Source organism: Catenuloplanes nepalensis, from assembly GCF_030811575.1.
Classification (GTDB): Bacteria; Actinomycetota; Actinomycetes; order Mycobacteriales; family Micromonosporaceae; genus Catenuloplanes; species Catenuloplanes nepalensis.
The window spans coordinates 6,347,528-6,360,399 of the sequence record NZ_JAUSRA010000001.1 but is presented as its reverse complement, the minus strand read 5'-3'; the positions used below and the strand labels follow the sequence as shown (position 1 = coordinate 6,360,399).

Annotated in this window: 12 protein-coding genes; 8 read left to right on the top strand and 4 right to left on the bottom strand. The window is 70.4% G+C overall.

The window, feature by feature from the left end:
- Positions 1-921 carry a pseudouridine-5'-phosphate glycosidase gene (locus J2S43_RS27255; protein WP_306833962.1) on the bottom strand — a complete coding sequence of 307 codons (921 nt, stop codon included), beginning with the start codon at positions 919-921 and terminating at the stop codon, positions 1-3.
- 91 nt (positions 922-1,012) lie between these two features.
- Here J2S43_RS27255 and J2S43_RS27250 point away from each other — a divergent pair, with 91 nt between their 5' ends.
- The 3 genes from J2S43_RS27250 to J2S43_RS27240 all read left to right on the top strand — a co-directional run bounded on the left by J2S43_RS27250 (position 1,013) and on the right by J2S43_RS27240 (position 3,818).
- Positions 1,013-1,231 carry a DUF3039 domain-containing protein gene (locus J2S43_RS27250; RefSeq protein WP_306833960.1) on the top strand — a complete coding sequence of 73 codons (219 nt, stop codon included), beginning with the start codon at positions 1,013-1,015 and terminating at the stop codon, positions 1,229-1,231.
- A 101-nt stretch (positions 1,232-1,332) separates the two neighbouring features.
- Entirely contained in the window at positions 1,333-1,953 is a 621-nt protein-coding gene (locus J2S43_RS27245; protein ID WP_306833958.1) for a trimeric intracellular cation channel family protein, read from the top strand.
- Between the two features lie 137 nt (positions 1,954-2,090).
- On the top strand, positions 2,091-3,818 hold the full coding sequence (locus J2S43_RS27240) for a DEAD/DEAH box helicase (RefSeq protein ID WP_306833957.1): 1,728 nt from the start codon (positions 2,091-2,093) through the stop codon (positions 3,816-3,818).
- A gap of 275 nt (positions 3,819-4,093) precedes the next feature.
- Here J2S43_RS27240 and J2S43_RS27235 read toward each other — a convergent pair whose 3' ends face one another.
- Positions 4,094-4,282: a tautomerase family protein gene (locus J2S43_RS27235; RefSeq protein ID WP_306833955.1), complete on the bottom strand. Its 189-nt coding sequence runs from the start codon at positions 4,280-4,282 to the stop codon at positions 4,094-4,096.
- Positions 4,283-4,464: 182 nt separating this feature from the next.
- On the opposite strand from J2S43_RS27235, the gene J2S43_RS27230 reads away from it, so the two are divergent.
- The 4 genes from J2S43_RS27230 (at position 4,465) to J2S43_RS27215 (ending at position 8,370) form a co-directional block, all read left to right on the top strand.
- A complete protein-coding gene (locus J2S43_RS27230; RefSeq protein WP_306833953.1) occupies positions 4,465-5,967 on the top strand; it encodes a sodium:solute symporter family protein in 1,503 nt (500 codons plus the stop codon).
- A 73-nt stretch (positions 5,968-6,040) separates the two neighbouring features.
- The gene (gene kduI / locus J2S43_RS27225; protein WP_306833950.1) at positions 6,041-6,844 is read left to right on the top strand and encodes a 5-dehydro-4-deoxy-D-glucuronate isomerase; all 804 of its coding nucleotides are present in this window, start codon (positions 6,041-6,043) and stop codon (positions 6,842-6,844) included.
- Complete coding sequence (locus tag J2S43_RS27220) at positions 6,841-7,587, top strand: SDR family oxidoreductase (protein ID WP_306833948.1); 747 nt, start codon at positions 6,841-6,843, stop codon at positions 7,585-7,587. The genes kduI and J2S43_RS27220 overlap by 4 nt, the downstream gene beginning before the upstream one ends.
- Positions 7,588-7,611: 24 nt before the next feature.
- The gene (locus J2S43_RS27215) at positions 7,612-8,370 is read left to right on the top strand and encodes an IclR family transcriptional regulator (RefSeq protein ID WP_306833944.1); all 759 of its coding nucleotides are present in this window, start codon (positions 7,612-7,614) and stop codon (positions 8,368-8,370) included.
- 978 nt (positions 8,371-9,348) lie between these two features.
- Here the strand turns inward: J2S43_RS27215 and J2S43_RS27210 are convergent.
- Both J2S43_RS27210 and J2S43_RS27205 read right to left on the bottom strand, forming a co-directional pair.
- Positions 9,349-9,582 (bottom strand): DUF7455 domain-containing protein, encoded by a 234-nt coding sequence (locus J2S43_RS27210; RefSeq protein ID WP_306833943.1) that lies wholly within the window; start codon positions 9,580-9,582, stop codon positions 9,349-9,351.
- A gap of 466 nt (positions 9,583-10,048) precedes the next feature.
- On the bottom strand, positions 10,049-11,629 hold the full coding sequence (locus J2S43_RS27205; RefSeq protein ID WP_306833941.1) for an RNA polymerase sigma factor: 1,581 nt from the start codon (positions 11,627-11,629) through the stop codon (positions 10,049-10,051).
- Between the two features lie 310 nt (positions 11,630-11,939).
- Here J2S43_RS27205 and J2S43_RS27200 point away from each other — a divergent pair, with 310 nt between their 5' ends.
- Positions 11,940-12,785 carry an inositol monophosphatase family protein gene (locus J2S43_RS27200; RefSeq protein WP_306833939.1) on the top strand — a complete coding sequence of 282 codons (846 nt, stop codon included), beginning with the start codon at positions 11,940-11,942 and terminating at the stop codon, positions 12,783-12,785.
- Positions 12,786-12,872: the final 87 nt, after the last annotated feature.

Here is a 12,872-nt window from a genome sequence, read left to right as displayed (position 1 = left end):
TCAGGACCGCGCGGCGGACGCGACCGCGATCTGCCCGGCCAGCGTGGCGTTGCGCAGGATGATCCGGACGTTGGTGGCGAGGCTCGCGCCTTCGGTCGCGGAGTGGAAGTAGGAGAGCAGGAACGGCGTGACGGCCTTGCCGGTCACCTTGTTCTGCTCCAGCAGTGCCAGGCCGTCCGCGAGCGTGCGGTCGTGCAGCGCGGTGTCCAGCTGCTCGCCGGCCGGCAGCGGGTTCGCGACCACGGTGGCGCCGGCGGTCGCACCGAGCGCGGCCTGCGCGGCGATCATCTCGGCGATCTGCTCCGGCGAGTCGACGGCCCAGTCCAGTTCGTACCCGCTGTCGGTGATGAAGAAGCCGGGGAACCGGAGGGTGCGGTAGCCGACGACGGTGACGCCGAGCGTCTCCATCCGCTCCAGCGTGGCCGGGACGTCGAGGATCGACTTCACGCCGGCGCAGACCACCACGATCGGCGTGCGGGCGAGCGTGGTCAGGTCCGCGGACTCGTCGAACGTGACGTTCGCCTCACGGTGCACGCCGCCGAGCCCGCCGGTGGCGAACACGCCGATCCCGGCCGCGGCCGCGACCGCGCTGGTCGCCGCGACCGTGGTGGCGCCGTCCGCGCGCCGCGCCGCCGCCACCGCGAGGTCGCGGACGGAGAGCTTGGCCACACCCTCGGCGCTCGCGAGGTGGCTGACCTGAGACTCGTCCAGGCCGACGATGAGCTCGCCGCCGATCATGCCGATGGTCGCCGGCACGGCGCCGGTGGCGCGGACCGCTTCCTCGATCTCGCGGGCCACCCGGATGTTGTCCGGATGCGGCAGCCCGTGCGAGATGATCGTGCTCTCCAGGGCCACCACCGGACGGCCGTCGCGGAGCGCGTCCGCCACCTCGGCGCCGTAGCGGAGTGATGAGTTTTTCACGATCACCACGGTACGGACCTGCGGTTGCGCGGAGTCCGGTGGACCGGCACCGAGTGAGCTGTCAAACTGGGACCTTTGGAGGTGTGAGGTTATGACGACCCAGATCCTTGAGCGCCCAGAGGTCAAGGAAGCCGATACCGGACCGGAGATGTTCCACTACGTCCGGAAAGAAAAGATCGCCGAGAGTGCCGTGATGGGTACCTTCGTGATCGCGCTGTGCGGTGAGAAGTTCCCGGTCACCAAGACGCCCAAGCCGGGCTCCCCGGTGTGCCCCGCGTGCAAAGAGATCTACGAGTCGCTCCAGGACTAGTCAGCGTCCACCTGACCGCGCCGGCTCGTCGGGGGACGGGACGTGTCTGTGACCGGCGCGGTTCTTCGGTGTGTCCCGCGGAGTTGATCTAACCTGCGGCGGTGAGCACCCCCAGCGCCCTCCTGATCGCCGACCTGGCCGGCGTGGCCGTGTTCGCCGCGTCCGGCGCCTCGGCGGCGATCGTCAAGCGCCTCGACCTCTTCGGCGTCGTCTTCGTCGGCTTCGTGGCCGCGCTCGGCGGCGGCATCGTGCGTGACCTGATCATCGGCGCCGTCCCGCCGCTGGCGTTCGCGGACTGGCGGTACGCGATCACCGCGGCCGTCGCCTCCGGCGCGACGTTCTGGCTGCACCCCCAGTTCTCCCGGCTGCGCTGGACCGTGCTGCTGCTGGACGCGGCCGGCCTCGCACTCATCACGGTCACCGGCACGGTCAAGGCACTGAACGCCGGCCTGCCCGCGGTCGGCGCCTGCCTGGCCGGCATGATCACCGGCATCGGCGGCGGCGTCGGGCGGGACCTGCTGCTCGGCGAGATCCCGGTGGTGCTGCGGCGCGAGATCTACGCGGTCGCGTCGCTGGCCGGTGCCGTACTCGTGGCCGTGTTCGTCCGGTTCGGGATGCACGACGGCGTCGCGCTGGCCGCGCCCGCGGTGCTCATCTTCGTGGTTCGCGTCGTCGCGCTGCTGCGTTCCTGGTCGGCTCCGGTGCCGCCGGAGACGACGTGACGGCACGGCGGTGATCTGTCTCCTTCCGGCCATCCCGGCCGAGCGCGCGCCGCTATGCTGGACCGGGCCTCCGCGCCGAACGTATTGACGCGGGGGACTTTTTGTGTAACCACATCGTCACGGAGGGGATCGAACGGTTGAGTCCGTCTGCGCCGGTGCTGGAGACGTTCCCCCCGCTGCGAGCCTGGCAGCGCAAGGCGCTCGTCAAATACCTCCGGCAGGGCTCCGAGGACTTCCTCGCGGTCGCGACGCCGGGCGCCGGTAAGACCACGTTCGCGCTGCGCATCGCGGCCGAGCTGCTGGTCGACGGCACGGTCGACGCGGTCACCGTGGTCGCGCCGACCGAGCACCTGAAGACGCAGTGGGCGCAGGCCGCGGCCCGGGTCGGCATCCAGCTGGACGCCGCCTTCCGCAACGCCGACCTGCACTCCGCCGCCGACTTCCACGGCGCCGTCGTGACGTATGCGCAGGTCGGCATGGCCCCGCACGTGCACCGCCGGCGCACCATGACCCGTCGCACGCTGGTCATCCTGGACGAGATCCACCACGCCGGTGACTCCCGCACCTGGGGCGACGGCGTGAAGGCCGCGTTCGAGCCCGCGGTCCGCCGCCTGGCACTCACCGGTACGCCGTTCCGCTCGGACGAGAACCCGATCCCGTTCGTGCTCTACGAGCGCAACGACGCCGGGCTGCAGCAGTCCCGCTCGGACGCCGCCTACGGCTACTCGGACGCGCTGCGCGACGGCGTGGTCCGGCCGGTCATCTTCCTCGCCTACTCCGGCGAGACCCGGTGGCGGACGAACGCGGGCGACGAACTGGCCGCGCGCCTCGGCGAGCCGATGACGCAGGACCTGGTCGCGCAGGCCTGGCGCACCGCGCTGGACCCGGCCGGCGACTGGATGCCGGCCGTGCTGCGCGCCGCGGACAACCGGCTCTCGGTGATCCGCAAGCACGGCATCACGGACGCGGGCGGTCTGGTCATCGCGAGCGACCAGCAGACCGCCCGGTCGTACGCCAAGGTGCTGGAGAAGATCACCGGCGAGCGTGCCGTGGTGGTCCTCTCCGACGACCCGGACTCCTCGAAGCGGATCGCCACGTTCTCCACCGGCGACCAGCGCTGGATGGTCGCGGTCCGGATGGTGTCCGAGGGCGTCGACATCCCGCGCCTCTCCGTCGGTGTCTACGCGACCAGCGCGTCCACGCCGCTCTACTTCGCGCAGGCGATCGGCCGTTTCGTGCGCGCCCGGAAGCAGGGCGAGACCGCGAGCGTCTTCCTGCCCAGCGTCCCGCACCTGCTCGGGCTGGCCAGCGAGATGGAGGTCCAGCGCGATCACGTGCTCGGCGCGCCGAAGGAGAAGGACGGCCTCGACGACGAGCTGCTGGAGCGGGCGAACAAGAAGGAGGACGCGTCCGGCGAGCTGGAGAAGCGCTTCCAGGCGCTGTCCGCCTCCGCCGAGCTCGACCAGGTCATCTACGACGGCGCCTCGTTCGGCACCGGTGCCCAGGCGGGCACGCCCGAGGAGGAGGAATACCTCGGACTCCCCGGCCTGCTCAGCCCGGAGCAGGTCACCACGCTGCTGAACAAGCGGCAGGCCGAGCAACTGGCCGCGCAGAAGCGCCGCAAGGCCGCGCAGAAGGACGACGAGCCGAAGGTTCCGGCCCAGGTCGCACCGCTGACCGCCGGCGAGCGCCGGGTGGCGCTGCGCCGCAAGCTCAACACGCTGGTCGCCGCGCATCACCACCGCACCGGCCTGCCACACGGCAAGATCCACGCGGAGCTGCGCCGCCTGTGCGGCGGCCCACCGAGCGCTCAGGCGACCATCGAACAGCTCGAAGAGCGCATCGCGACCGTCCAGACTTTCTAGCCGCTGGTTCCCGGCCCGGTCATTCCACAGCCGCGAGCTGTGGGTCAGGCCGGGGCTGGGCAGGTCAAGGTCAAGGTCAAACTACGATCAAGATCTTGATCTTCCCGCTTCCGGCGGAGGCTCAGCGTTGTAGGGGCGGGAGTCGGGGCGGCAGCAGGGCGTGCTTCCGCGGGCACCGGTCGTCGCTGGCGCTCCTCCCCTGATGCCGGTCGGGTGAGTGGCCGGATCAACACCCCGGCGGCGGTCGCCGCCGGGGAAACCTCTGGGCCGGGGCTCTACTCGCGGTCGGACTCCAGGGTGCCACCGTTCGCCACGTCCTCGCGCTCGATCTCGTCGAAGCGGATGCGGACTGAGGCGCGCTTCGCCTTGAGGATGTCGACCGCGGCCGCGGTGACGGCCTCGGCGAATTCGCGTCGCTGGTCCAGCGTGCGACCGGACAGCAGCTCGACGGTGATGTTCGGCATGAGCCCTCCCTGTTTCGTCACCGAGAACTCTGTCCCGTGACATGGAACGCCGTCAAGACCTCTCTCGCACGGTGATCGATTTCTGCTATCGACAAAGATCGCTGCGTTCCATGTATTGACAGTCGCGTTTCGTGTAGCGGAACATCTGTGACGCCCGTGTTACAGCGACGGAGGGAGGGCACGTGACCACGCTCGACTGGGTGGTTATCGGTGGGTACTTCGTGGTGATGGTCGGCATCGGACTGTGGGCCAAGCAGCGCATCCACAGCGTCGCCGACTTCTTCACCGCACGCGGCATGATCCCCTGGTGGCTATCCGGAATTTCTCACCATATGTCTGGCTATAGCGCGATCATGTTCGTCGCGTTCGCGGCGGTCGCGTACAACTACGGCCTGGCCATGTACGTCTGGTGGGCGCTCACGATCGGTCTCGGCGTCGGCATCGGCGCGTTCGTCTTCGCGGCCCGGTGGAACCGGCTGCGCTCCAAGCACGGCGTGGCCTCCCCGCTGGAGTACCTGGCCCGCCGCTACAACGTCCCCACCCAGCAGGCCCTGGCGTACAGCGGCGCGCTCCTGAAGGTCGTCGACATCGCGGCCAAGTGGGTGGCCATCGCCGTGCTGCTGCGCGGCTTCGCGGGCGTCCCGATCGTCTGGGGCATCCTGATCACCGGCGCGGTCACGCTCGTCTACATCACCGCGGGCGGGCTCTGGGCGGACGTGCTCACCGACTTCGGCCAGTTCGTCATCCAGGGCGTGGCCGGCATCGCCATGTTCATCGCCTTCCTCGGCCACCTCGGCGGCGTCTCCGCGCTGTGGACCATGTGGGACGACCTGCCGCCCGGGCACGGCGACCCGTTCAACGGGCCGTACACGCTGACGTTCTTCCTCGCGCTGCTGTTCATCAAGACGTTCGAGTACAACGGCGGCATGTGGAACCTGGCCCAGCGCTACATGGCCGCGCCGTCCGGCTCCGCCGCCAAGCGATCCGCGCTGCTCTCCAGCGGCCTGTGGCTGGTCTGGCCGCTGATCCTGTTCCTGCCGATGTTCGCGGCGCCGCTGATCGTCCCCGGCATCGCCAACCCCGAGCAGGCGTACGTCGAGCTGGCCAAGACGCTGCTGCCGCCCGGCATCATCGGCCTGGTGCTGGCCGGCTTCTTCTCGCACACGATGGCGATGGTCTCCTCGGACGCCAACGTGATCTCCTCCGTGGTGATCCGCGACATCGCTCCGGTGCTGGTCCGCGCGGTCCGCAACCTCAACGAGCGTTCCGAGCTGCTGTTCGCCCGGATCACCACGTTCACGTTCGTGGTGATCAGCATGGTGATCGCGATGACCACCCAGGGCCAGGGAGTGGTGCTCAAGATCGTGGTGGACGTGGTCGCCGCGACGATGGGCCCCATCTCGATCCCGTTGATGCTCGGCCTGCTGCCCTGGTTCCGGCGGAGCGGGCCAAGCGCCGCGATCGTCTCCTGGGCAGCCGGGCTCAGCGTCTGGGTGATCGTCCGGTGGGTGCTGGAGGAGACCAGTCAGACCATGGTGGTCGGCGTCCCGCTGGTCACGTCGCTGGTGCTCTACGTGGCGATCGGGCTGCTCCGCCCGGAGCGGACGCCGGACCGCGACGACCTGATCGACTCGCTCGACACCGACCCGGCCGGCGAGCCGAGGCAGCCGGTCGCGGCCGCCTGATCCGTCTCATGTGTCGATAAACTGTCCTATGTAGCGGAACGACCGCAGCGGAACAACAGGTAGGGGAGGGCTCATGGAGTCACGGCACGCCACTGCCCCGGACCAGCTGGCCGGGATGGACACCGACCAACTGCGCCGGCGGTTCCTGGTGGAGGACCTGTTCGCACCCGGCGAGGTGCGACTGACGTACTCGCACGAGGACCGCATCGTGGTCGGCGGGTCGGACGGCGCCACCGAGCTGCCCTGCCCGGCGGAGCTGCGGTCCGAGTTCTTCCTGGAGCGCCGCGAGCTCGGCGTGGTCAACATCGGCGGCGGGCCCGGCTCGGTCACCGTCGACGGCGACCGCTACGAGCTCGCGGCGCGGGAGGTGCTCTACGTCGGTCGCGGCGCCCGCGAGGTGCGCTTCGACGGCCGGTTCTACCTCGTCTCCACGCCCGCGCACGCGACCCACCCCACGGTCAGGGCCACGCTCGACGACGCCGAGCCGGTGCGGCTCGGCTCCCAGGACGGGTCCAACGACCGCACGATCTACAAGTACATCCATGTCAAGGGCATCCAGAGCTGCCAGCTCGTGCTCGGCGTGACCGTGCTCGCGCCCGGCAGCATGTGGAACACCATGCCGTGCCACACCCACGAGCGCCGCACCGAGGTCTACTTCTACTTCGGCCTGCCGTCGACGGATCGTGTCGTGCATCTCATGGGCCGGCCGGACGCGACCCGCAACCTGATCGTGGCGCCGGAGCAGGCCGTGATCTCGCCGTCCTGGTCGGTGCACTGCGGGTTCGGCACCCGCAGCTACGCGTTCGTCTGGGCGATGGGCGGCGAGAACCAGGCGTACGAGGACGTCGAACCGGTCGCGATCGGCGACCTGCGGTGACCTCACCGTTCTCGCTGCACGGCCGGACCGCGCTGGTCACCGGCGCGCGCACCGGCATGGGCCGGGCCATCGCGGTCGGGCTCGCCCAGGCCGGTGCCGACCTGGTGCTGCACGGCCGCACCGACGACCTCGACGAGACCGAGGCGGAGGTGCGCAAGGCCGGCCGGCAGGCCACCCGCTGGGTGCTCGACCTGTCCGACACCGCCGCGATCCCGGACGCGGCCGCCGCGCTGCCGGAGGTGGACATCCTGGTCAACAACGCCGGCATCATCCGGCGCGCGCCCGCGGCCGAGCACCCGTTCGCGGACTGGCGTGCGGTGCTCGACGTCGACCTCGACGCGGTGTTCCTGCTCAGCCAGGCGGTCGGCGCGCGCATGCTGGCCCGGCGCAGTGGGAAGATCATCTCGGTCGCGTCGATGCTGTCCTTCCAGGGCGGCGTGCACGTGCCCGGCTACGCCGTCGCCAAGCACGGCGTGGCCGGCCTGACCAAGGCGCTGGCCTGCGAGTGGGCCGCCCGGGGCGTGCAGGTCAACGCGGTCGCGCCGGGCTACATGGCGACGGACAACACGGCGGCGCTGCGGGCCGACCCGGTCCGCGAGGCCGAGATCAGATCGCGCATCCCGGCCGGTCGCTGGGGCCGTGCCGAGGACGTCGCCGGCGCGGTCGTCTTCCTCGCCTCGGCCGCGGCCGACTACGTCAACGGGCACGTCCTCGCGGTGGACGGAGGCTGGCTCGCGCGCTGAGCACCACCGAATAGGCTGGATCTCATGGCCAGGGAAGGCAGTTCCATCGACAAGACGCTGGCGGTGCTGGAGGCGCTCGCCGAGCACCACCGCGTCACCGACATCGCCGTGGCGACCGGCGTCTCCAAGTCGACCGTGCACCGCATCCTGCAGGCGCTGGTGCTGTGGGGCTTCGCCCGGCCGGACGGTCTCGGCAGCTACGAGCCGGGCCCGCGCATCCTGACGCTGGCGGGCCGGGTGATGAACCGTTTCGACCCGGCCCGGCAGGCGTCCGGCGCGCTCCAGGCGCTGCGTGAGGCCACCGGATACACCACGCACTTCGCGATCCGCAGCGGCGACGAGGCTGTGTACGTCGACAAGCAGGAGGGCCGCCGGCCGTACCAGATGCCGTCCCGCATCGGCATGGGCGTCGCGCTGCACACCACCGCGATCGGCAAGGCGATCCTGGCCCAGCTCGGCGACGAGGAGGTGCTGGCGATCTGCCGCCGGGCCGGCCTGGCCCAGCGCACCCGCTCCACGCTGACCAGCGAGGAGGACCTGCTCACCCACCTGGCCCGGGTCCGCACGCTCGGCTACGCCGTCGACGACGAGGAGAACGAGCCGGGCATCCGCTGCGTCGGCGCCCCGGTCTTCGACCACACCGGCCAGGTCCTCGGCGGCATCTCCATCTCCACGCTCGCCATGGACAGCACCATGACCGACCTCGAAACCCACGCCCCCGACGTCATCGCCTCGGCCCGCGACGTCTCCACGGCCCTCGGCGCGGCCATCCCCGCGGTCTGACGGAGATCGATCTGACGAGGAATTGGTCTGACGAGGAATTGGTCTGGCGGGGATCGAAAAAGGGCAAAATCAGGATCAAGTTCATATTCCCGCTTCCGGCGGGGTGCGGCCCGCATGCTCCCGCGGGCAAACCTCGCCGAGTGCTCCGACTCCGCTAGCGCTCCGCTCCGCACGCGGCATCGGAGCCGGTTCCCCGGTGGCCGGGACGAGCCGCGACTCCGCACCCCTCACCCACATCACGCGCCGCACGTCACGCACGCGGCCCCGCGTCTCGCGTCGCACGTCTCGCGTCGCACGTCACGCGGCCCCGCATCGCGCTACGTGCCCGACGCCGCACGTCACGCGTCACGCGTCGCACGTCACGCGTCGCACGTCACGCGGCCCCGCGTCGTGCTACATGACCGACGGCGCCGCCCTACATCGCATCTGCATGTCTCGCCCGCGCTGCCGGGGTCATGGGACGCACGCCGTCCCTCGGGCCGTCCTACCGAGATCAGGGCGTCCCCGATGTAGTGAGAACGACATGGGGGACGCTCGATCACGGTTCGCCTTGGTGCCGCGGGTGGCGAAAGGCGCTGGGGGTCGTGTGAGACGTGGCGGGGGAGGCTGAGGGCCGCATGGTGGCGGCTGTAAGCCGCGGGGTCGCCCAGCGATGGGGCTTCGGGGTGGCGAGGGCCGCTTGGGTTTTCTGGCCGCCCACTCGACTGGCAGGAAGGAGCGCCAGCGACGACCGGTGCCCGCGGGAGCACTGGGGAATCAGCCACGCCGGAAGCGGGCAAATAAAGCACTTCGTGAATTTTGTCTTGAGGTGGGTTGTCCCGGGGCCGGTGGCCGGCAGATCGCTCGCCTGCGGACGAGGTCGCCCGGGGATGTGGAAACGGGGACGCCCCACACCTGGGCGTCCCCGTCATCGGGTCGACTCGTTCGGTTGTGCCGGGTTCCGCCGGGGCCGGCGGGACCAGTGTGACTTCGACAGGATCAGCGGCGCATCATGTCCGCGCCGCGCCAGGTGAACTCCGGCTCGGCCGCGTACTGCACTGCGATCTTGACGAGATCGTCGGCGTACTTGTTCGCGTGGTGTCCGCAGAACACCAGCTCACTGCCGCCGGCAATGGTCACCCGCAACTTGCCCGCCGCGCTGCAACGGTCGCAGCGTTCATCGGCGGCTGGGGGAGCCGCCGTTTCTGGCGGCGGCGTGAGGGTCGGGGTCATCGCCTACCTCCTCGGGTCGTCACCGATGAACAGGTTCTTCGGTAGTGCTTCACCCATTGTCCAACACCCGTGGTGGGTGCGGCCTTCCCATGGTGCCCTCGGGGGACCGAGGTCACACCTGGTATGGACAGTGTGCCGTGCACCAAGGGTGCCACGTCAACGATCACATCCCCACAACTCTTCGATCACCACCGAAGGTTGTACGGGTAGTGGTCAAACGGGCACGGAAAGTTGACTCTGAAGTCAGCATCCGGATAATTGATCGTTGGGCGACCAGCCGGACCGGGTGATTTTCACGGTGTTCCGGCTGCTTCTGTGCCCGATCGGCCGTTCTGTCGCTTTCGGGACCTTCGCCCGTCCGGCCATCAGGAATCGCCCGTTCGGGTCTGCCCCACAAACAGGCGCTAAACGGACGTCGGCCGCACCCCCTGAAGGGTACGGCCGACGTCCGCGTCATGACGGCGGATCAGTCGAGGTAGTCCCGGAGGACCTGCGAGCGCGACGGGTGCCGCAGCTTCGACATCGTCTTCGACTCGATCTGGCGGATCCGCTCGCGGGTCACGCCGTAGACCTGGCCGATCTCGTCGAGCGTGCGCGGCTGGCCGTCGGTCAGGCCGAACCGCAGCCGGACCACGCCCGCCTCGCGCTCGGAGAGCGTCTGCAGGACCTGCTGCAGCTGGTCCTGGAGGAGCGAGAACGAGACCGCGTCGACCGCCACGACGGCCTCCGAGTCCTCGATGAAGTCACCGAGCTGGCTGTCGCCCTCGTCGCCGATCGTCTGGTCCAGCGAGATGGGCTCCCGAGCGTACTGCTGGATCTCCAGCACCTTCTCCGGGGTGATGTCCATCTCCTTGGCCAGCTCCTCCGGCGTGGGCTCACGGCCCAGGTCCTGGAGCAGTTCGCGCTGGATGCGGCCGAGCTTGTTGATGACCTCGACCATGTGCACCGGGATGCGGATGGTGCGGGCCTGGTCGGCCATGGCGCGGGTGATGGCCTGGCGGATCCACCAGGTGGCGTACGTGGAGAACTTGTAGCCCTTGGTGTAGTCGAACTTCTCGACCGCGCGGATCAGGCCGAGGTTGCCCTCCTGGATGAGGTCCAGGAACGCCATGCCACGACCGGTGTAGCGCTTGGCAAGCGAGACCACGAGACGGAGGTTGGCCTCCAGCAGGTGGTTCTTGGCGCGCTCACCGTCGCGCGAGATCCACTTGAGGTCGCGGGAGAGCTGGAACGCCAGCTTCTCGCCGCCCTCGTCGGCGACCCGCAGCTGCTCGGACGCGTAGAGCCCGGCCTCGATCCGCTTGGCGAGCTCGACCTCCTGCTCCGCGTTCAGCAGCGGGACCTTGCCGATCTGCTTCAGGTAGGCGCGGACCGAGTCGGCGGACGCGGTCAGCTCCGCGTCGCGGCGCGCCTGCTTGAGCGCCTCCGACTCCTCGTCGTCCCACTCGAAGTCGTTGCTGTCCGCCTGCGCGTCGGCCGTGGCGGCCGCGACCGCCTCCACCGGCTCGTCGACGACGACGTCCTCGATCTCGGCCGCGAGCTCCTCGGGATCGATCTCCTCCTCGATCGGCTCGCCGTCCGGGCCCTTGGCGCCGGCCTTGGCGGCCTTCGCGGGCGCGGCCTTCGCGGCCGGACCGGTCTTGGGCGCGGCCTTGGCCGCCTTCGCCGGGGTGCGCTTGGCCGGGGCCGCACCGTTCGCGTCGGCCGGGGCCGCCGGGGCGGCCTGCTTCGGCGTGGCGGCGGGCGCGGCCTTCTTGGTGACGGCCTTGGTGGCCTTGGCGGTGGTGGCCTTTGAGGCGGGGGTGGCCGAGCGGGCGGCGGCGACCCGCGGGCGGCGGGTGCTGGCCGAACCGTCCACCACGACCGTGACGCCGGCGTCCGCCAGCGCCCGCAAGATCTTCTTAGCTTGGGCCGGGGTCACCTCGGCAGCCTCGACGCTGCGCGCGAGCTCTGCCGACGTCAACTGTCCACCGGCGCGCTCGGCACTGGCGATCAGGGTGTCGGTGAGCGAGCGTACGTCGGCGCCGGTGTGGCGGGCTTCTGACACGAATGACCTTCCGGAGGCGAAGAACGAGCACGGCCGATCCGGCGGGCAGCGCGAGCAGACGTTGCGGGCCGGTGATGTAGTGGCCCCCGAGCCGCGGGCCGATCGGCGTGGCGACCGTCCGTGTCACGTGGGCAGCGTGAATTGTAACGCTGTCTGAGGCAAACAGCTTGCGCCCCGCGCCGCAGAGAGCTGCGCGACAGGCGCGGGGACGCGGTGCGGGAGACGCGAAGTAGGTGATGACAGGGGTTTGCCAGTGATCCTACCCCGCCGGACCGGCATGCGTTTCCCGCGGGACGGCAGTATGGATCGCGTGCAACGAACCTCTTCAGAGCCCCTGGACCTGCTCAAGACGGCCGTCGAGATCGCGCGCCGGGCCGCGGACACCGCCGCCCGGATGCGTGCCGAGGCGGTCAGCTCGACCATCGACACCAAGAGCACCGACACCGACGTGGTGACCGCGGCGGACCGCGCGGTGGAGCGTCAGATCGCCGAGGAGCTGCGCACGCTGCGGCCCGGCGACGCGCTGCTCGGCGAGGAGTACGGCGAAAGCGCGGCGGAGGACGGAGACCATGCGGCCGGGGCCGCCTCCGGCGGACGTGTGCGGTGGATCGTCGACCCGATCGACGGCACCGTGAACTACCTCTACGGCCTTCCGCAGTACGCCGTGTCGATCGCCGCCGAGGTGGACGGCGTGGTGCTGGCCGGCGTGGTGCGCAACGCGGCCACCGGCGACGAGTGGACGGCGACGCGCGGTGGCGGCGCGTTCCACGACGGGCGGCCGATCCGCGGCTCCCGGCAGACCGTGCTCGGCCAGGCGCTGGTCGGCACCGGGTTCGGCTACGACGCGGCGCGGCGCACGCACCAGGCCGGCGTGCTCTCCGGGCTGCTGCCGTACGTGCGGGACATCCGGCGGTTCGGTGCGGCCTCGCTGGACCTCTGCTTCGCGGCCGAGGGCCTGATCGACGCGTACTACGAGAAGGGCCTCAATCCCTGGGACCACGCGGCCGGCGGCCTGGTGGCGCAGGAGGCGGGCCTGATCGTGGCCGGCCTGAACGGCGCGGAGCCGGGCCTGCCCATGGTGATCGCCGCCCCACCCGCCCTCTTCGCCCCACTCCACGTCCGCCTCTCCGCGCTGGACGCCTCCGGCGGCGCGTGACCGTCCCCCGGGCCACCCGCGTGAGGCGCGGGCGACCAGAGCCGGCGCGGCCATCGGCAGACATGCTTTTCGTCTGCCGGTGGACGT